20 protein-coding genes are annotated in these 19,034 nt (G+C 66.9%); 8 read left to right on the top strand and 12 right to left on the bottom strand.

All coding sequences use genetic code 11. The features are described 5' to 3' along the window. Positions 1-90: 90 nt before the first annotated feature. A complete protein-coding gene (locus QUV35_RS08245) occupies positions 91-246 on the top strand; it encodes a hypothetical protein (protein ID WP_300872569.1) in 156 nt (51 codons plus the stop codon). A gap of 28 nt (positions 247-274) precedes the next feature. Further along, on the top strand, positions 275-1,393 hold the full coding sequence (locus tag QUV35_RS08250; protein ID WP_300872571.1) for an NAD(P)/FAD-dependent oxidoreductase: 1,119 nt from the start codon (positions 275-277) through the stop codon (positions 1,391-1,393). Here the strand turns inward: QUV35_RS08250 and QUV35_RS08255 are convergent, their stop codons facing one another. Beyond that, complete coding sequence (locus QUV35_RS08255) at positions 1,394-2,476, bottom strand: quinone-dependent dihydroorotate dehydrogenase (protein ID WP_300872573.1); 1,083 nt, start codon at positions 2,474-2,476, stop codon at positions 1,394-1,396. It abuts the gene before it with no gap. A 38-nt stretch (positions 2,477-2,514) separates the two neighbouring features. Between QUV35_RS08255 and rpiA the strand changes: the two genes are divergently transcribed. Next, positions 2,515-3,195 (top strand): ribose-5-phosphate isomerase RpiA, encoded by a 681-nt coding sequence (gene rpiA, locus QUV35_RS08260; protein WP_300872575.1) that lies wholly within the window; start codon positions 2,515-2,517, stop codon positions 3,193-3,195. Between the two features lie 13 nt (positions 3,196-3,208). Here rpiA and QUV35_RS08265 read toward each other — a convergent pair whose 3' ends face one another. From QUV35_RS08265 to QUV35_RS08275, 3 genes are all read right to left on the bottom strand, one after another. Next, positions 3,209-3,889 carry a glutaredoxin family protein gene (locus tag QUV35_RS08265; protein ID WP_300872577.1) on the bottom strand — a complete coding sequence of 227 codons (681 nt, stop codon included), beginning with the start codon at positions 3,887-3,889 and terminating at the stop codon, positions 3,209-3,211. A gap of 31 nt (positions 3,890-3,920) precedes the next feature. Further along, on the bottom strand, positions 3,921-6,002 hold the full coding sequence (locus QUV35_RS08270) for a M3 family metallopeptidase (RefSeq protein WP_300872580.1): 2,082 nt from the start codon (positions 6,000-6,002) through the stop codon (positions 3,921-3,923). Between the two features lie 71 nt (positions 6,003-6,073). Further along, positions 6,074-6,550 carry a YhbY family RNA-binding protein gene (locus QUV35_RS08275; RefSeq protein ID WP_300872582.1) on the bottom strand — a complete coding sequence of 159 codons (477 nt, stop codon included), beginning with the start codon at positions 6,548-6,550 and terminating at the stop codon, positions 6,074-6,076. A 44-nt stretch (positions 6,551-6,594) separates the two neighbouring features. Between QUV35_RS08275 and QUV35_RS08280 the strand changes: the two genes are divergently transcribed. The 5 genes from QUV35_RS08280 (at position 6,595) to QUV35_RS08300 (ending at position 12,163) form a co-directional block, all read left to right on the top strand. After that, complete coding sequence (locus QUV35_RS08280) at positions 6,595-7,272, top strand: RlmE family RNA methyltransferase (protein ID WP_300872584.1); 678 nt, start codon at positions 6,595-6,597, stop codon at positions 7,270-7,272. A gap of 145 nt (positions 7,273-7,417) precedes the next feature. Further along, positions 7,418-9,337: an ATP-dependent zinc metalloprotease FtsH gene (gene ftsH, locus QUV35_RS08285; RefSeq protein ID WP_300872586.1), complete on the top strand. Its 1,920-nt coding sequence runs from the start codon at positions 7,418-7,420 to the stop codon at positions 9,335-9,337. A gap of 69 nt (positions 9,338-9,406) precedes the next feature. Continuing rightward, positions 9,407-10,258, top strand: a complete 852-nt coding sequence (gene folP / locus QUV35_RS08290; RefSeq protein WP_300872588.1) for a dihydropteroate synthase — start codon at positions 9,407-9,409, stop codon at positions 10,256-10,258. 79 nt (positions 10,259-10,337) lie between these two features. Further along, positions 10,338-11,681, top strand: coding sequence for a phosphoglucosamine mutase (gene glmM, locus QUV35_RS08295; protein WP_300872590.1), 1,344 nt, complete (start codon positions 10,338-10,340; stop codon positions 11,679-11,681). Further along, positions 11,678-12,163, top strand: coding sequence for a GNAT family N-acetyltransferase (locus QUV35_RS08300; RefSeq protein WP_300872592.1), 486 nt, complete (start codon positions 11,678-11,680; stop codon positions 12,161-12,163). The genes glmM and QUV35_RS08300 overlap by 4 nt, the downstream gene beginning before the upstream one ends. Positions 12,164-12,206: 43 nt before the next feature. Here QUV35_RS08300 and QUV35_RS08305 read toward each other — a convergent pair whose 3' ends face one another. From QUV35_RS08305 to QUV35_RS08340, 8 genes are all read right to left on the bottom strand, one after another. After that, complete coding sequence (locus QUV35_RS08305) at positions 12,207-13,409, bottom strand: DUF1343 domain-containing protein (protein WP_300872594.1); 1,203 nt, start codon at positions 13,407-13,409, stop codon at positions 12,207-12,209. Between the two features lie 9 nt (positions 13,410-13,418). After that, positions 13,419-13,979, bottom strand: a complete 561-nt coding sequence (locus QUV35_RS08310; RefSeq protein WP_300872596.1) for a DOMON-like domain-containing protein — start codon at positions 13,977-13,979, stop codon at positions 13,419-13,421. A 34-nt stretch (positions 13,980-14,013) separates the two neighbouring features. Next, complete coding sequence (gene arsH, locus QUV35_RS08315; RefSeq protein WP_300872598.1) at positions 14,014-14,751, bottom strand: arsenical resistance protein ArsH; 738 nt, start codon at positions 14,749-14,751, stop codon at positions 14,014-14,016. A 14-nt stretch (positions 14,752-14,765) separates the two neighbouring features. Beyond that, entirely contained in the window at positions 14,766-15,791 is a 1,026-nt protein-coding gene (arsB, locus tag QUV35_RS08320; RefSeq protein ID WP_300872600.1) for an ACR3 family arsenite efflux transporter, read from the bottom strand. After that, on the bottom strand, positions 15,791-16,291 hold the full coding sequence (locus QUV35_RS08325; protein ID WP_300872602.1) for an arsenate reductase ArsC: 501 nt from the start codon (positions 16,289-16,291) through the stop codon (positions 15,791-15,793). Before QUV35_RS08325 ends, arsB begins: the two co-directional genes overlap by 1 nt. Positions 16,292-16,301: 10 nt before the next feature. Further along, on the bottom strand, positions 16,302-16,640 hold the full coding sequence (locus tag QUV35_RS08330) for a metalloregulator ArsR/SmtB family transcription factor (RefSeq protein ID WP_300872604.1): 339 nt from the start codon (positions 16,638-16,640) through the stop codon (positions 16,302-16,304). Positions 16,641-16,650: 10 nt separating this feature from the next. Continuing rightward, entirely contained in the window at positions 16,651-17,889 is a 1,239-nt protein-coding gene (gene arsJ / locus QUV35_RS08335) for an organoarsenical effux MFS transporter ArsJ (RefSeq protein ID WP_300872606.1), read from the bottom strand. An 81-nt stretch (positions 17,890-17,970) separates the two neighbouring features. Continuing rightward, a complete protein-coding gene (locus tag QUV35_RS08340) occupies positions 17,971-19,014 on the bottom strand; it encodes an ArsJ-associated glyceraldehyde-3-phosphate dehydrogenase (protein ID WP_300872608.1) in 1,044 nt (347 codons plus the stop codon). Positions 19,015-19,034: the final 20 nt, after the last annotated feature.

The following is a 19,034-nucleotide window of genomic DNA, read 5'->3' on the forward strand; positions in this document are numbered from 1 at the left end:
GGGGGCACTGGCTGCGCATGCCGCCGAACTTGCTGGCCCGCGACCTGCTGCGCCGGTTCTTCAAAGACTGCAACCCGGGAGGATGGCACGATGATTCGAAGCACGCTCCGTGCCCCGGGCCAAACGCCCGCCCACGACCTCGCCCTGTTGCGCAGCAAGACGCTGTCCTCTCCAGCCCTGTGTGCGGGCATTTCGCAGGCCCTGCCCGGCTTGCAGGTGCTCGAGATGCCGGAGCGGCAGCGTTGAGCGCGGCCGTAGCGGGCGCGGTGACGCCATGAGTCCGGGTGCCGAACGGGTCGATGCGCTGGTGGTGGGTGCCGGCGTGGTCGGGCTGGCCGTGGCGCGTGCGCTGGCGCTCTCGGGGCGCGAGGTCATCGTGCTGGAGCGCGAGGCAGCGATCGGAACCGGCACCAGTTCGCGCAACAGCGAGGTCGTTCACGCCGGCATCTATTACCCGGCGGGTTCGCTCAAGGCGCAGTTCTGTGTGCGCGGACGCGAGGCCTTGTACGCCTACTGCGCCGAGCGCGGCGTCGCCCACCAGCGCTGCGGCAAGCTCATTGTGGCCAACACGGCGTCGCAGCTGGCCAGCCTGCCCGGCATCATCGCCAGGGCGGCCGCCAACGGTGTGGGCGACCTGGTCCAGCTGAGCCAGCAGGAGGCCCGGGCGATGGAGCCTCAACTGACCTGCCTGGGCGCGCTGCATTCCCCGTCCACCGGCATCGTGGACAGCCACGCGCTCATGCTCGCGCTGCAAGGCGATCTGGAGCACTTCGGCGGGCTGGTCGCATGCCACAGTGGCGTTCGCGAGCTGGCGGTGACGGAGCACGGCATCCAGGTGGAGTCCCTGGACGGCACACGTTTGCTCGCACGGACCGTCATCAATGCGGCGGGTCTGCACGCCTGCGAACTGGCCCGAAAGATCCGCGGGTTCGATGCGCGCCTGGTGCCCAAGCCCTGGTACGCCAAGGGCAGTTACTTCACCCTGGCCGGGCGCTCGCCGTTTTCGCACCTGATCTACCCGGCGCCGGAGCCCGAAGCGCACCTGGCCGGCCTGGGTGTGCACCTCACGCTGGATCTGGGCGGGCAGGCCAGGTTCGGTCCCGACGTGGAGTGGACCTCGTCTCCCGACGACCTGCAGGTGAACCCGGCGCGCGCCGAGGCGTTCTATGACGAGGTGCGGCGCTACTGGCCTGCGCTGCCCGACGGCTCGCTGCAGCCGGGCTATGCGGGCATCCGCCCGAAGATCAGCGGCCCCCACGAGCCCGCAGCCGACTTCTGGCTGCAGGGGCCACAGGATCACGGCGTGCCGGGTCTGGTCAACCTGTTCGGCATCGAGTCGCCCGGCCTCACCAGCTGCCTGGCCATCGCCGACCGGGTGGTGGCGCTGACCTGATCAGCTGCCGTGGGCCTGGATCGCACGGGCCGATTGCCACACCAGGTTCGGGCCTTTGTAGATCAGCCCGGTGTAGATCTGGACCAGGTTGGCACCCGACTGGATCTTGCTCACCGCATCGGCCGCGCTGAGCACGCCGCCCACGCCGATGATCGGGAAGCTCCTGCCCAGGCAGGCGCGCAGCTGGCGGATCACCTGGTTGCTCATCTGCAGCACCGGCGCGCCCGACAGGCCGCCGGCCTCGCCGGCGTGTTCCATGCCTTTGACGGCTTCGCGACTCAGGGTGGTGTTGGTGGCGATCACGCCCATGGCATCGTTGGCGCGACCCTGGCTGTCGGCGCCATAGCGCATGAGCGTGGCGGCAATGATCTCGATCTGCGTGCTGTCCAGATCGGGTGCGATCTTCAGGAACACCGGGATGCGCCGGCCGTGGCGCTGGGCCAGCAGCTCGCGCCGTTCGGCCACGGCGCCCAGCAGTGCGTCCAGTGCCTGATCGCTTTGCAGGCTGCGCAGGTTCTGCGTGTTGGGACTGGAAATGTTGACCGTCACGTAGTCGGCGTGCGGGTACACCCCATCGAGGCAGGTCAGGTAGTCGTCGGTGGCGCGCTCGATCGGTGTGCTGGCGTTCTTGCCGATGTTCAGGCCCAGCACCATCGGCGTGGCGCCGCTCTCGCTGCGAAAACGCGCCCGCTGCACGTTGGCCAGGAACGCGTCCAGGCCATCGTTGTTGAAGCCCAGGCGGTTGATCAGGGCATTGGCCCTGGGCAGGCGAAACATGCGCGGCTTGGGATTGCCGCTCTGGCCCAGCGGCGTGACGGTGCCGACCTCGACGAATCCGAAACCCATGGCCGCCAGACCGTCGATGCAGCGGGCGTTCTTGTCGAGACCGGCCGCCAGCCCCACGCGGTTGGGAAACACGATGCCGGCGACTTTGCAGGGGTCCTCGATGCGCGGTTCGCTGTACAGGCAGGTCAGCGGCGAGTGCTGCAACCGGGCGAGGCCGTGCAGGGTGAGATCGTGGGCGGCTTCGGGGTCCATGCCGAACAGGAAGGGGCGGGCGGCGGCATAGGGCAGAAGCGACATCGGATAATCCAGGGCTGTTGTTTCACCGATTCTCTCAAATGACCCAAGACGAACTCAAAGCACTGGTTGGCCAGGCGGCCCTGCAATACGTGACCCCCGGCGACATCGTGGGCGTGGGCACCGGCTCCACCGTCAACAAGTTCATCGAGGCACTGGCCAGCCTCAAGGACCGGATCGCCGGCGCCGTCTCCAGTTCCGAGGCCTCCACCGCGCGCCTCAAGGCGCTGGGCATCGCGGTGTTCGAAGCCAATGCGGTGGGCGAACTGTCTGTCTATATCGACGGAGCCGACGAAATCGACGGCCAGGGCCACATGGTCAAGGGCGGTGGTGCTGCGCTCACGCGCGAGAAGATCGTGGCCGCCCAGTCACGCCGTTTCGTCTGCATTGCCGACGAATCGAAGCTGGTGACCCGGCTGGGGGCTTTCCCCGTGCCCGTCGAGGTGATTCCCATGGCCACGGCACGGCTGGTGCGCCAGTTCGCGTCCCTGGGTGGACAGGCCGTTGTGCGGCTGAAAGACGGCGCACCCCTGGTCACCGACAACGGCCAGCACATCCTGGATGTGACCGGCCTGCAGATCGCCGATCCGCTGGCGTTCGAGAGTCAGGTCAACCAGTGGCCCGGCGTGGTGACGGTGGGGGTGTTTGCCCACCAGAAGGCGGGCGTGTGTCTGCTGGGCACGCCGCACGGCGTGAAAACCCTGAGCTTCGAGGGCTCGTGAGACGGAACCTGGCTCAGAAGCGGATGCCGGCCGGGTTGGAGGCAGGAGGTGCCACCGGCACCGCAGCGGGGGTGTCCGCCCTGGGCGCAGACGCGGCGGGTGCAGCGGGCGCTGCGGGCGTCGGCGCCTCGGCCTGAACCGCCACCAGTGGCGTGGCCGCAGCGCGCCGGTAACCCGATGGCAGGGCCGATTGTTTCGGGTAGCCCGCTGCATCGAGGAACTGCGTCCATTCGCTGTCCGAGTAGCCCCGGATCTGCTGGCTGCCGATGGTGAGGAACGGCAACGAGGTCTGGCCACTGAGCCGCCGCAGGGCTTCGGCGTCCTCGCTGGTGCTGATGGTCTTTTCGCTGTAGGGAATGCCGCGCGCATTGAGCAGGTTGCGTCCGCTGTTGCAAGGCGCGCACTCGCTGCTGGTGTAGAGCAGCACGGGATAGCGTGAGACCACCTGCCGCAGTTCGAACGGCAGCTGGGGGTTGCTGTTGGCGGCCGCACCGGTCGGGCCCGAGGCCGCGGGACGGGCGGTGGCAGCGGGCGGCGGCTGGTCGGAAAAGCTCACCCGGCCGTCGGGTCCGACGATGCGGTAGACGCCCTGGGCCAGGGTCGACACAGACACCAGCCCCAGCACCAGCCCCAGGGCGGCGCAGCGCATGCGGGACGGGGTGGCGGGAACGAAAGCGGATGTGGGGGTGTTCATGTCGGCTCCTATCGGCATTCAGCGGAAGAAATCAAGCCATGCCCTGGTGGCGCAGCAAGGCTTCGATGCTCGGTTCGCGGCCGCGGAAGGCCTTGAACGACTCCATCGCCGGGCGGCTGCCGCCGGCTTCCAGGATCGCTTCACGATAGCGGCGCCCCGTGGCCACGTCCAGCGTGCTGTGGCCGTTTTGCAGCGCGGCTTCTTCAAACGCGGCATAGGCATCTGCCGACAGCACCTCGGCCCACTTGTAGCTGTAGTAGCCGGCCGAATAGCCGCCGGCAAAGATGTGGCTGAAGGTGTGTGGCGAGCGGCTGTAGGCCGGCGGCTGCAGCACCGCGATCTCGTCGCGCACCTGCTGTTGCAGCGCAAGCACGGCCGCACCGCTGGTGACGGGTTCCGGCTGGCTGTGCAACAGCATGTCGAACAGCGAAAACTCCACCTGGCGCAGCGTCTGCAGGCCGCTCTGGTAGTTTTTGGCGGCCAGCATCTTGTCGAACAGCGCGCGCGGCAGCGGCTCACCCGTGTCCACATGCGCCGTCATGTGCTTGAGCACGTCCCACTCCCAGCAGAAGTTCTCCATGAACTGGCTGGGCAACTCGACCGCGTCCCACTCCACGCCGCTGATGCCGGACACATCGCGCTCGTTGACCTGCGTGAGCATGTGGTGCAGGCCGTGCCCGAACTCGTGAAAGAGGGTGATGACATCGTCGTGGGTCAGCAGGGCCGGCTTGCCGTTGACGCCTTCGGCGAAGTTGCACACCAGGTGCGCCACCGGCGTTTGCAGCGTGCCGGTGTCGGGGCGCAACCAGCGGGCCCGCACATCGTCCATCCAGGCGCCACCGCGTTTGCCGTTGCGCGCTGCCGGGTCGAGGTAGAACTGGCCGACCAGTTCGGCCCCGTTCGGGCCCGGGCGCTCGATGCGGTAGAACTCGACGCCCGCGTTCCACACGGGCGCCTGGTCGCGGCGGATCGCCACTTCAAACAGCGTCTCGACGATCTGGAACAGACCGGCCAGCACCTTGGGTGCCGTGAAATAGGGTTTGACTTCCTGCTCGCTGAAGGCATAGCGCGCCTCCTTGAGCTTCTCGCCGATGTAGGGCCAGTCCCAGGCCTGCGGATCGGCCAGGCCCAGCTCGCTGGCGGCGAAGGCACGCAGGTCGCCCAGGTCTTGCTCGGCGTGGGGGCGGGCCTTGGTGCCGAGGTCGCGCAGGAAAGCGATCACCTGTTCGGGTGATTCGGCCATCTTGGGCACCAGCGACACATCGGCGTAATGCCGGTGACCCAGCAGTTGCGCCTCTTCATGGCGCAAGGCGAGCAGCTCACCCATGATCGCAGCGTTGTCGAACCTGACGGCGTCGCCCTCGGCCTGATCGCTGGCCCGGGTGGCGTAAGCGCGGTAGAGCTTCTCGCGCAGCGCGCTGCTGTGGGCGAACTGCATGACCGGCAGGTAGCAAGGCATCTTCAAGGTGAGCTTGTGGCCGGTTTTGCCCTCGGCCTGTGCGGCCGCTGCGGTCGACTGCACGACATCGTCGGGCACACCGGCGAGTTCGTCTGTCGTGACATACAGGGCAAAGGCGTCGGTGGCATCGAGTGCGTTTTCGCTGAACTTCTGGCCCAGCTCGGCCTGGCGCTCCTGCAGCCAGGCGAAGCGGGCCTTGGCGTCACCCTGCAGGTCGGCACCACCCAGCACGAAGCCGCGCATGGCATTGAAATGGGCGCGCGCCTGCTCGGCGTTCAGGGCGGCCGGGTCCATTGCCTTGTACTTGGCGTAGAGGCGCTCGTCGGCACCCAGACGGGTCCAGAACTCGGTGACCCTGGGCAGGGCTTCGTTGTAGGCGGCACGCAGCTCGGGCGTGTCGGCCACGCTGTTGAGGTGGCTCACCGCGCCCCAGGCGCGGGAAAAACGCTCGGCCGGCACATCGAGGGTTTCGGAGATCCGCTTCCAGTTGGCTGGAAAGTCGCTGGCGGTCACGGTGTCCAGCGCCAGGCTGGCCTCATCGAGCAACTGGTTGATCGCCGGGCCCACCCGTTCGGGGGTGATGGCGTCGAACAGCGGCAGGTCGTTGAAATCGAGGAGCGGGTTGCTGGCGAAGGGGGCGGTTCGGTCGTTCATGCGATCTCAGATGTGGCGCCGGGGGTGAAGTTCAAGCCGCAGGGCCTTGAACGAACGCAGGGTCGAGGGACTTATTGCGACTGGGCGCTCTTCTTCACGCTCTTTTTCATGACCTTGGCGCGCTTGACCTGCCCGCCGGTGGTGAGGCGCTGGTTGCCCAGCACACGCACGACCTTGACTTCGGGGCGCTGGCCACCGCGTTTGCTGAACTTGAGCACCTTCACGTCGCGCGGGCCGGGCATGCGGTCTTCATCGACCACCTTGACCTTTTCTGCCACCGGGCGCCAGAGCACCAGCAGCTTGCCGATGTGCTGGATCGGGGCCGCGTCGAGCTCGTCGGCCAGGGTGTGCAGCATGGCTTCGCGGGCGGCCCGGTCGTCGCTGAGCACGCGGACCTTGATCAGGCCGTGCGCCTTGAGCGCCGCCCCGATCTCTTTTTTGACGGCGGGGCTCAAGCCGTCGTTTCCGATGTGGACGACGGGATCGAGGTGGTGGGCCTCGGCGCGGTGTACTTTGCGCTGGGCGGGAGTGAGTGTGATCTGGGGCATGGGACAATTATCGTTTACACAGACCTTAGGCGACCCTCATGGGCATGAAAGTCAAAACCCAGAGCAAAAAGGTCAACAAGGCCTGGCTCAACCAGCACGTGAACGACCCGTACGTTCGCCTGGCCAAAAAAGACGGTTACCGCGCGCGGGCCGCCTACAAGCTCAAGGAACTCGACGAAACCCTGGGCTTGATCCGTCCCGGCGACTGCGTGGTCGACCTCGGGTCGGCGCCCGGCGCGTGGAGCCAGTACGCGCGGCGCCGCCTGAGTCCTCAGGGCGCTGCCGTGGGCGAATTGCACGGCACCATCATCGCGCTGGACATGCTGCCCATGGACGACGTGGAAGGCGTGCACTTCATCCTGGGCGACTTTCGCGAGGCGGCCGTGCTGGCCGAACTGGAGCAAGCCCTGACCGATCGCGGGGTTGTTCAGGTCGATGTGGTGCTCTCCGACATGGCGCCCAACCTCTCGGGCATCGGCATGACCGACGCCGCGCGCATCACCGATCTGGTCGAGCTGGCGGTCGATTTTTCGATCAAACACCTCAAGACCGACGGTGCACTGGTGGTCAAACTGTTTCACGGTGGCGCCTACGACCCGATGGTGGCGCTCTTTCGCCAGACCTTTCGCACCGTCAAGGCGGTCAAACCCAAGGCGTCACGGGACAAATCGTCTGAAACCTTTCTCGTCGGTCTGGGTCTCAAATCGGCGGTACGGGGCTGAGTAACCGGGGGTGGGGCGCTTCATAGCGAAAAGCCAACCCCTCCATTGACACAACCTCGTCACCGATATCGGGCAGTTCTGCTTGAAAGTCCTAGAATGAGGCCCAGATGCGCATAACCGCCAATACCGTTTCCAGGAGCTGCACTTGAACAATCAGTGGTTTTCGAAAATCGCCGTGTGGATGGTCATCGCCATGGTGCTTTTCACCGTCTTCAAGCAGTTCGACACGCGCTCCGCTGCGGGTTCGGGCTACATGGGGTATTCCGAGTTCCTCGACGAGGTCAAGGCCCGGCGCATCAAGAGCGCCACCATCCAGGAGGGCCAGGGTGGCACCGAGATCGTTGCGATCACGCAGGACGATCGCCGCGTGCGCACGACGGCCACCTACCTCGACCGCGGTCTGGTGGGCGACCTGATCAGTAACGACGTGAAGTTCGACGTGCGCCCGCGCGAAGAAGGCTCGCTGCTCATGACGCTGCTGGTCAGCTGGGGCCCGATGCTGCTGCTGATCGGCGTGTGGATCTATTTCATGCGACAGATGCAGGGCGGGGGCAAGGGCGGGGCGTTCAGCTTCGGCAAGAGCAAGGCCCGCATGCTCGACGAAAACAACAACACCGTGACCTTCGCCGATGTCGCCGGCTGCGACGAGGCCAAGGAAGAGGTGAAAGAGGTCGTGGACTTCCTCAAGGACCCGGCCAAGTTCCAGAAGCTCGGCGGACGCATCCCGCGCGGACTGCTGCTGGTTGGCCCGCCCGGTACCGGCAAGACCTTGCTGGCCAAGGGCATCGCAGGCGAAGCCAAGGTGCCGTTCTTCAGCATCTCGGGCTCCGACTTCGTTGAAATGTTCGTCGGCGTGGGCGCAGCCCGGGTCCGCGACATGTTCGACAACGCCAAGAAAAACGCACCCTGCATCATCTTCATCGATGAAATCGATGCGGTGGGTCGCCAGCGTGGCGCCGGCCTGGGCGGTGGCAACGACGAACGCGAGCAGACCCTCAACCAGATGCTGGTCGAGATGGACGGCTTCGAGACCAACCTGGGCGTGATCGTGGTCGCGGCCACCAACCGCCCGGACATCCTGGACGCCGCCCTGTTGCGCCCGGGTCGTTTCGACCGCCAGGTTTATGTGACGCTGCCCGACATCCGCGGCCGCGAGCAGATCCTGAACGTGCACATGCGCAAGGTGCCTTTGGGCACCGACGTGAACCCCAGCGTGATCGCACGCGGTACTCCCGGCATGAGCGGCGCCGATCTGGCCAACCTGTGCAACGAAGCGGCCCTGATGGCGGCGCGGCGCAATGCCCGCGTGGTCGAGATGCAGGACTTCGAGAAGGCCAAGGACAAGATCTTCATGGGCCCCGAGCGCAAGAGCATGGTGATGCCCGAGGAAGAGCGCCGCAACACGGCCTACCACGAGTCAGGCCACGCCCTGATCGGCAAGCTGTTGCCCAAGTGCGACCCGGTGCACAAGGTCACCATCATCCCGCGCGGTCGCGCGCTGGGGGTGACCATGAGTCTGCCGGCGCAGGACCGCTACAGCTACGACAAGGACTACATGCTGAACCAGATCAGCATGCTGTTCGGCGGCCGCATCGCCGAAGAAGTGTTCATGAACCAGATGACCACCGGCGCCAGCAACGACTTCGAGCGCGCCACCACCATCGCCCGCGACATGGTCATGCGCTACGGCATGACCGACGCCCTGGGCCCGATGGTCTATGCAGAGAACGAAGGTGAAGTGTTCCTGGGCCGCTCGGTCACCAAGACCACCAACATGAGCGAGTCGACCATGCAGAAGGTGGACGCCGAGGTTCGCCGCATCATCGACGCGCAGTACAAGCTGGCCCGCGACCTGATCGAGGAAAACAGCGACAAGATGCACGCGATGGCCAAGGCCTTGCTGGAGTGGGAAACCATCGACGCCGAGCAGATCGACGACATCATGGCCGGCAAACCGCCCCGTCCTCCCAAGGACTGGACGCCGCGCAACCCCTCGGTGGGTGGCGGCGGCGGCAGTGGCGGCTCACCCGCCGTGGCCACCGACCCGGCACCCACGGCCGCCTGAGCGGCCGCGCTTTCCGACCAGACACACGGGGCTTCGGCCCCGTTGTCGTTTCCGACCAAAGTTGGCTTCATGCACTGGCAGACCACCCGTTTCGACATCGATCTCTCGACCCCGCAGGTCATGGGCATCGTCAATGTGACGCCGGACTCCTTTTCGGACGGCGGACAGCATGCCGGTACCTCGGCCGCGCTCGCGCACTGTGAAAGGCTCATTCATGACGGCGCCCGGCTGCTCGACATCGGCGGTGAGTCGACCCGTCCCGGCAGCCCGGCGGTGCCGCTCGATGAGGAGCTCGCCCGGGTGCTGCCCGTGGTGCGGGAGGCGGTCCGGCTGGGTGTGCCGGTGTCCGTGGACACCTGCAAGCCCGAGGTGATGAAGGCCGTGCTCGACGCCGGCGCCGACATCGTCAACGACATCTGGGCGCTGCGGCGTGGCGCTGCACTGGACGTGGTGGCCACACACCCGCGATGCGGTGTGTGCCTCATGCACATGCACCGCGATCCGCAGACCATGCAGGTGGCGCCGATGGAAGGTGACGTGTTGCCGGCGGTCGGCGCCTTCCTGCGCGATCGGGCCCATGCGCTCGTGGAACGCGGCGTGGCGCACGAACGCATCGTGCTCGATGCCGGCGTGGGGTTCGGCAAGACCGTGGCGCAGAACTTCAGCCTGCTGGCGCGTCAGAACGAACTCATGGCGCTGGGCTGGCCCATGCTGGCGGGCTGGTCGCGCAAGTCTTCACTGGGTGCGGTCACCGCCCGCGAGGTGCCCGCCGAACGGGTCAGTGCCAGTGTGGCGGCGGCGCTGCTGGCGGTCGAGCGCGGCGCCCGGGTGGTGCGCGTGCACGACGTGCGCGAGACGGTGGACGCGCTGCGCATCTGGCAGGCCATCCAGCCCGGGTGGGTGCCGCCCGCACCGCGATAATCGTGTACCCCTTTGGCAGGGCGCACGGCTTCACGCGGCGCCCGCCCCATTCCCCACAGAACACGACAGAGAACACGACATGCCCCGCAAATTTTTTGGTACCGACGGCATTCGCGGCACAGTCGGTCAAGCGCCCATCACACCCGACTTCGTCCTGCGCCTGGCTCACGCCGTGGGCCGGGTGCTGCGCCGCACCGAGTCGCACCCCACCGTGCTGATCGGCAAGGACACGCGCATCTCCGGCTACATGCTCGAGGCCGCGCTGGAGTCGGGATTCAACTCGGCGGGTGTGGACGTGGTACTGCTCGGTCCCGTGCCCACGCCGGCGGTGGCCTACCTCACCCGGGCCCAGCGCGCCGATCTCGGCGTGGTGATCTCGGCCAGCCACAATCCGTTTGCCGACAACGGCATCAAGTTCTTCAGTGCGCTGGGCACCAAGCTGCCGGACGACTGGGAACATGCGGTCGAGGCGGCGCTGGACGAGCCCCCGGTCTGGGCGGCGTCGGCCGAACTTGGCAAGTCGCGCCGGATGGAAGACGCGGCCGGCCGCTACATCGAGTTCTGCAAGAGCACCTGCACGAACAACCTCTCGCTCAAGGGCCTGAAAATCGTGGTGGATGGCGCCAACGGCGCGGCGTACCAGATCGCACCGGCGGTGTTCCACGAACTGGGTGCCGAGGTGATCAAGATCGGCTGCTCGCCCGACGGGCTCAACATCAATCACGGGGTGGGTGCGACCCACCCGCAGGCGATGGTCGAGGCGGTCAGGGAACATGGCGCGCATTTCGGCATCGCGCTCGACGGTGATGCCGATCGCCTGCAGATGGTGGACGCGCAAGGTCGTCTCTACAACGGCGACGAACTGCTCTACCTGATCGTGTCCGATCGCATTGCTCGTGACCACGACGTGCCTGGCGTGGTCGGCACGCTCATGACCAACATGGCGGTGGAAGTGGCGCTGAAGGCGCGTGGCGTGAAGTTCGTGCGCGCCAGGGTCGGCGACCGCTACGTGCTCGAAGAGCTCGAAAAACACGGCTGGATGCTGGGCGGCGAAGGTTCGGGCCACCTGTTGATGCTCGACCGTCACACCACCGGCGACGGCCTGGTGTCGGCCCTGCAGGTGCTGCACGCCTGTGTGGACAGCGGCAAGACCATGTCGCAGCTGCTGGCCGATGTGACGCTGTTTCCGCAGACCTTGATCAATGTCCGGCTGCAGCCCGGCCAGGACTGGAAGACCAACACTTTTCTCGCGCAACAGACACAGGCGGTGGAAGCCGAGCTGGGCGCGACCGGGCGGGTGCTGATCCGCGCCAGTGGCACGGAGCCCCTGTTGCGGGTGATGGTGGAGGCGCGCGATGCGCAGCAAGCGCTGGATTGCGCCGAGCGGCTGGTGGCGGCCGTGCGGGCACAGGTGCCCGCATGAGCGGGGTGTCGGTCGTGCGTGCGAACTACGCCGATCCGCTTCACGCGGCGGCGCTGGTGACGCTCCTGCACGCCTACGCCAGCGACCCGGCCGGCGGCGGCGAGGGCTTGTCTGAATTTGCCCGCGCCAACCTCGTGCGCGAACTCGCTGCTCGGCCGCAGGCCTACAGCGTGCTGGCCTTCGACGGGGAGCAGCCCGTGGGCCTGGTCAACTGCATCGAAGGCTTCTCCACCTTCGCCTGCAAGCCCCTGGTGAACGTGCACGATGTGGCCGTGCTGGCCAGCCACCGGGGCCGACGCATTGCCGAGCAGATGCTGGTGCTGGCCGAGTCGATGGCCCGCGAGCGTGGCGCGGTGAAGATGACGCTGGAGGTGCTCTCGGGCAACGCCGGCGCCGTGCGCCTGTACGAGCGCATCGGCTATGCCGGCTACCAGTTGGACCCGGCCATGGGCAGCGCCCGGTTCCTGCAGAAATGGCTGTGAGCAGAGTGCGCCCCAGCCCCCGGCGCTGACGGCCCGTCGCCTCTCAATACAGCAGATGGGGTTGTCGCGCCCCGGCCCAGGCCGCTTCATCGGCGGTGGCCGCTGTGTCCAGCACCTCGGGCCCGGCCGCCACATCGTCCACCCATTCGCGCAACAGCGGCCCGCCATTGATGAGGTCGATCGCCAGCCGCTCGTGCTCGTACTCGTAGGCGAAATCGCGCCACAGCGGGTAGTCCGGGGCCTGCAGGCGCAGCGCGCGAAACGCCAGCGCCTGCAGCCGCCAGGGCTTGAAGGCCGCGTGGTCGTAGTGGGTCGGGTCTTCGACATGGATCTGCACCCCGGCACACAACTGCCCCTGGTGCTTGTGAAAGGTGGGCTCGAAGAAGCACGGGCGCAAGACGCAACCGCGCATCCAGTGGGGTGCGATCCGGCGCATGTCGCCCAGCAGGCGCGGCACATCGATGCCGGGCGCACCGAACAATTCGAGTGGGCGCGTGGTGCCACGGCCTTCTGACAAGGTCGTGCCCTCGAGCATCACCGTGCCCGCGTACGCGCGCGCCATGCTCAGGTTGGCCGCGTTCGGGCTGGGGTTGACCCAGCTGCGCTCGGTGGGCCAGCCAAAGCCGGGGGCCGCATCCGGCTGCCAGCCGCTCATGGTGATCACGCGGTAGTCCACCGTCAGCCCCAGCGTGGCGATGAACCAGTGCCCGAGTTCACCCATGGTCATGCCGTGGCGCATGGGCATGGGGCCGGCGCCCACAAAGCTCTCCCAGCCTGCGCGCAAGGTGAGCCCTTCGATGGGCCGACCCGCGGGGTTGGGTCGGTCCAGCACCCAGACCGACTTGCCGTGCTGCGCGGCCGCCTCCAGCACATAGCGCAGCGTGGTGATGAAGGTGTAGATGCGGCAGCCGAGGTCCTGCAGGTCGACCAGCAGCACGTCGAAGCTGGCCATCATGGCGTCGGTCGGGCGGCGCACCTCGCCATACAGGCTGAACACCGGAACGCCCAGGCGGGGGTCGAGGTAGTCGGAGGACTCGACCATGTTGTCCTGCTTGTCGCCGCGCAGGCCGTGCTGCGGTCCGAACGCGGCCGCCAGCGTCACATCGGGCAGGGCGGCCAGCGCATCGAGCGCGTGGGTGAGATCGCGCGTGACCGACGCAGGATGGGCCAGCAAGGCCACACGGCGGCCAGCGAGCGGCACGCGCAGGGCCGGGTCTTGCAGGAAACGATCAAGGCCGAATTGCATGGGTTGGGGTCAGGGCAGGGCCAGGCGCAGGGAGCGACCGGCGGGGTGGTGGAAATCGGGACGCGTTTGTGGGTGCTGCAGTGCCCAGTAGCTCAGGCGCCCGTCGTGTTCTTCGATCACAGCGCACAGCGCCAGGCGCAGCGTCGCCGCGGGTGAGGGCAGGGCCGCTGCCGGCAGGTGAACGTCGAGGGTCAGTTGTGAAGGCGTGATGGCCAGTTGCATGCGGGGCGCGGGCAGGACCGCTTTGGTCGAGGGGTCGTGTTGCCGTTCGCCCGCAAACCGGTACGCCGCCCATTGGCCCGACGGCGAGAAGTTGAACTCGCGATAACTCTCGCCCGCCTCGGGCGCCACAAAGGCCTCCAGGCAGGTGTGTTGCCACAGGCCGTCGGCCGGGCCGGGCTCGGTGGCGGTCGGAAGGCGCAAGGCGGCGGTGTTGCCGCTCACCGTGTACCGCAGTTGCAGACCCTGGCTGTTCGAGTCCACCGCCACCGTCACACGCAGCGGCAGGCCGGCCGGTGTGGCCGGGTGGCAGTGCAGTGGGTGGGGTGGGCTGGAGAGGTCGGGCGTCACAGCGCCGTATTCTCTCAGGCCGCGTCGCCACCGCTCAGAGGGCGCCCTGGTTCACGCGCTTCATCAATTCCCCGGCGGTTTCCTTGCGCTCGCTGTACCGGTCGACGAGGTAGGGCGCGACGTCTCGCGTCAGCCAGGTGAACTTCACCAGTTCTTCCAGCACGTCCACCACCCGGTCGAGGTAGGCCGAGGGTTTGAGCCGGTCCTTGTCGTCGAACTCCTGAAACGCCTTGGCGATCGACGACTGGTTGGGAATGGTGAACATGCGCATCCAGCGCCCGAGCACCCGCATCTGGTTGACGGCATTGAACGATTGCGAGCCGCCGCAGACCTGCATGAGCGCCAGCGTCTTGCCCTGGGTGGGCCGCACCGCGCCGAGCGACAGCGGTATCCAGTCGATCTGGGCTTTCATGATGCCGGTCATGGCGCCGTGGCGCTCGGGTGAGCACCACACCATGCCTTCGGCCCAGGCCGCCAGCGCGCGCAACTCCACCACCTTGGGGTGGGTGTCGGGCGCATCGTCGGGCAGCGGCAGGCCGCCCGGATGGAACACGCGCGGCTCTGCCCCCATGGCCTGCAGCAGGCGCACCGATTCCTCGACCAGCAGCCGGCTGAAGGAGCGCTGCCGCAAGGAGCCGTACAGCAGCAAGATGCGCGGCGCGTGGGTGGAGCCGGTGCCGGGACGCAGGCGCTGCCCGTCGGGCACCTGGAAATGTTCGCTGGCCAGGGGCGGCAGGTCGTCGGCAAGCCGCTGGGCAGCATCAGTGGTCATGGGAGTCGGCTGCATCAGGTGGGCAGGGTGCTGTCGGCAGGTCGCCAGGCGTTGACCAGCGCCACCAGCGAGAGCATCACCGGCACCTCGACCAGCACACCCACCACGGTGGCCAGTGCTGCACCGCTGTTCAGGCCGAACAAGGAGATGGCCACGGCAACGGCCAGTTCGAAAAAGTTGGAGGTGCCGATCAGGCAGGCCGGCCCCGCCACGTTGTGCGGCAGCTTGAGCCACCTCGCGCCCCACCATGCGATGAAGAAGATGCCGTAGCTCTGTATCACCAGCGGCACCGCGATCAGCAGGATCACCAGCGGCTGGCGCACGATGGTCTGGGCCTGAAAACCGAACAGCAGCACGACGGTGGCGATCAGCCCCACCACCGACCAGGGCTTGAGCGCAGCCACGAAGGCCGTCACGGCCGCGGGGCCACCGCGCAGCAGCATCTGACGCGTGAGCACGCCCGCGACCAGGGGCAGCACCACATACAGCACGGTGGAGAGCAGCAGCGTCTCCCACGGCACGATCACGTTGGTCACACCGAGCAGAAACGCTGCGATGGGCGCAAACGCCACCACCATGATCAGGTCGTTGATCGACACCTGCACCAGCGTGTAGTTGGCATCACCCTTGACGAGCTGGCTCCACACAAACACCATGGCCGTGCACGGTGCCACGCCCAGCAGGATCATGCCGGCGATGTACTCGCTGGCCGACTGCGGATCGACCCAGGGCGCGAAGATGTATTGGAAGAACAGCACGCCGAGCGCGGCCATGGTGAAGGGCTTGATGAGCCAGTTCACCACCAGCGTGAGCATGAGCCCCTGCGGCTTCCTGCCCACATCGCGCAGGGCGTGCCAGTCGATCTGGATCATCATCGGGTAAATCATCACCCAGATGAACACCGCCACCACCAGGTTGACCTGCGCAACCTCCATCGCAGCCACCGCCTGAAAGGCGGCGGGCACAACCAGCCCCAGGCCCACGCCGACGGCAATGCCCAACGCCACCCACACCGTCAGATAACGTTCGAACAGTCCCATCAGGCCTTCACCTGTCCGATGTCGGCGAGTTCCTTTTTCAGCGCGAGCTTGTCGAGCTTTTCAATCGGCAGCACGGTGAGCAGTGAGATGCGGCGGTTCATCACGATGAAGCAGTCGTTGAACGCACGCTGAATGACCTCCCTGCTGCCCTTGACCGCGGCCGGGTCCTCCACGCCCCAGTGGGCCGACATGGGTTGCCCGGGCCAGACGGGGCAAACCTCGCCGGCGGCCTTGTCGCACACCGTGAGCACGAAGTTCATCGGCGGTGCATCGGGGCCGGCGAATTCATCCCAGTTCTTGCTGCGCAGACCGGTGGTCTTGAACCGGTTGCGCTCCAGCAGTTCGATCGCGTTGGGGTTGACCTCGCCCGCCGGGTGGCTCCCTGCGCTCCAGGCCCGAAAGCGTCCCGCGCCGAGCTGGTTGAGGATGGCCTCGGCCATGATGCTGCGCGCCGAATTGCCGGTGCAGATGAACAGGACGTTGTGGACATTGGTGGACATGGCATGCCTTTCAGCAGGTGGTGCAGGTGGGAACAGCGGAAGAACCCGTCGTCACTTCGCAGGGCTCACCCTGGCAGCAGTGGGCGGTGAGGAATTGAAGCAAGTCGTTCATGGCACCGAATTCGGCGCGGTAGATCAGGTGGCGGCCATCGCGCCGCTGGGTCACCAGCCCGGCGTGGCTGAGTTCCTTGAGGTGGAAGGACAGCGCTGTGCTGGCCACGCCCAGTGTTTCGCTGAGGTGACCCGGCGTGAGGCCTTCCGGCCCCTGCGCCACCAGCGCACGGAAGATGCGCAGGCGAGTCTCCTGTGCGAGCGCACCGAGGGATCTGACGGCTTGGGTTTCGTCCATGGAATTTCCTTCAGGCGGTGGTGCGTTGCAGGCTCGCACGGGTGGGCAGCTTGAGGGTGGCCAGCCAGCACAGCACCAGCATGAGGGCGGAGCCGAGCAGGGCGTAGAGCAGCCCGCCCCACTGGTACAGCAGACCCGAGAGCAGCGTGCCGCTGAAGCGACCCAGTGCGTTGGCGGCGTAGTAGAAGCCCACGTCTTCGGCCGCCTTCTCGGAGCCGGCGTAGGCCAGCACAAGATACGAGTGCACCGACGAGTTCACCGCGAACGCAAAGCCGAACACGCCCAGCCCGCCCACCACCACCCAGGGCAGGTGCGGCACGTCCAGTGCCACCGCCACCGCCAGGGCCATGGGCACCAGTGCCAGCAGGGCCGACCACAGCCGCGCGGCCGGCACCTCGGTGCTCAGGCCGTCGCTGCTGCGTTTCACAAAGGCCGGCGCCATCGCCTGCACCGCACCGTAGCCGATGGTCCAGGCCGCCAGAAACGTTCCCACCATGGTGAAGGTCCAGCCCTGCGAGTACAGGTACACCGGCACACCCACCACAAACCACACGTCGCGCGCACCGAACAGCACCACGCGCGCGGCGGCCAGCACGTTGACGCCGGTGTTCTTGGCAAACAGCTCCTTCGCCGACTTCGATGCCTTGTTCTTGCCCATCATTTGCGGCAGCGAGGTCACCACGCCCACCAGCACCAGCGCCAGCAGCGCGGCCATGGCCCACAGCGCGTGCTGGAAACCCAGTGTCTGCAGCAGCAAGCCCCCCAGGAAGAAGCCGACACCCTTCATCGCGTTCTTGCTGCCGGTGAAAAACGCCACCCACTTGAAGAGCTGGCCCGACCCCTGGTTTTTCGCCTGGTCGGCCGTGACCTTGATGGCCGACTTGCTGGCGGTCTTGGTGAGGTCCTTGGCCACGCCGCAGATGCCCTGGGCCAACACCACCCAGGCCACCGACATGGCCGCGCTCCAGCCCGGGTCGAGGAAGGACAGCACGGAAAAACCGATGATCTGCGTGACCAGGCCCACGGTGAGCATGCGTGTGATGCCGTAGCGCGTGGCCAGCCAGCCGCCGACGAAGTTGGCAACGATGCCGGCGGCCTCGTACAGCAGGAACAGGAACGCCAGCGTGAACGGCGAATAGCCGAGTTGGTAGAAGTGCAGCAGCACCAGCATGCGCAGCGCGCCGTCGGTGAGCGTGAAGCCCCAGTAGGCGGCGGTGACGATGGCGTAGTTGCGTTCGGCGGTGTTCATGGTGTGCGAGGGCTTCGACAGGCTCAGCCCGAACGGAGGGGGTTCAGTCCGAAGGCAAGGGGCTCAGCCCGGACGGCGTGTTCAGATGCCTTGGGCCTGCATGTGGCAGGCCAGGTCGACCATGCGGCAGGCGTAGCCCATCTCGTTGTCGTACCAGGCGTAGACCTTGAGCAGCGTGCCGTCGGTGACCATGGTGGACGGGGCGTCCACGATGCTCGAGCGGGTGTCGCGTGCGTAGTCCACGCTCACCAGCGGGCGTGTCTCGTAGCCGAGGATGCCGGCCAGCGGACCCTGTGCCGCAGCGGCGAACAGGGCGTTGACTTCTTCCGCCGTGGTCTCGCGCTGCAGCTCGAACACGCAGTCGGTCAGCGAGGCGTTGAGCGCCGGTACACGCACCGCGTGGCCGTTGAGCTTGCCCTTGAGTTCGGGGTAGATCAGCGCGATGGCGGTCGCGCTGCCGGTGGTCGTGGGCGCCAGGCTCATGAGCGCACTGCGGGCGCGGCGCAGGTCCTTGTGGGGGGCGTCCACCACCAGGTTGGTGTTGGTCGGGTTGTGCAGCGTGGTGATCTGTCCGTGCCGGATGCCGATGGCTTCGTGCACCACCTTCACCACCGGCGCCAGACAGTTGGTGGTGCAGGACGCGGCGGTCACGATGCGGTCGCGTGCGGGTTGGTACAGCGACTCATTGACCCCCACAACGATGTTGAGCACACCGCCTGTCTTCACCGGCGCTGCCACGATGACCCGTTTGGCGCCACGATCCAGGTGGCCCTGGATGGTTTCGGGCGTGAGGAACTTGCCGGTGCATTCCAGCACCAGGTCCACACCCAGGTCGCCCCAGGGGATGTCAGCCGGTGCGGCGTGAGAAGAGAACGACAGGCGCTGCTGTTCGATGCGGATGGTGTCCTCGCCCTCGGCGGCGATGTCGGCCCGCCATTTCCCTTGCACGCTGTCGAAGGCCAGCAGGTGGGCGATGGCGGTGGCACCCCCCTTGAGTTCGTTGAGGTGAACCACCTCCAGCCGGTTGCCTGCGCGTGGGTCGGTGATTTCGCGCTCGGCCGCGCCGAGGGCTGCTCGCAGGGCCAGGCGGCCGATGCGCCCCATGCCGTTGATGCCAACTTTCATCGATCGTTTCCTGTGGTGGT

This window comes from Hydrogenophaga sp. (assembly GCF_030373225.1).
GTDB lineage: Bacteria > Pseudomonadota > Gammaproteobacteria > Burkholderiales > Burkholderiaceae_C > Hydrogenophaga.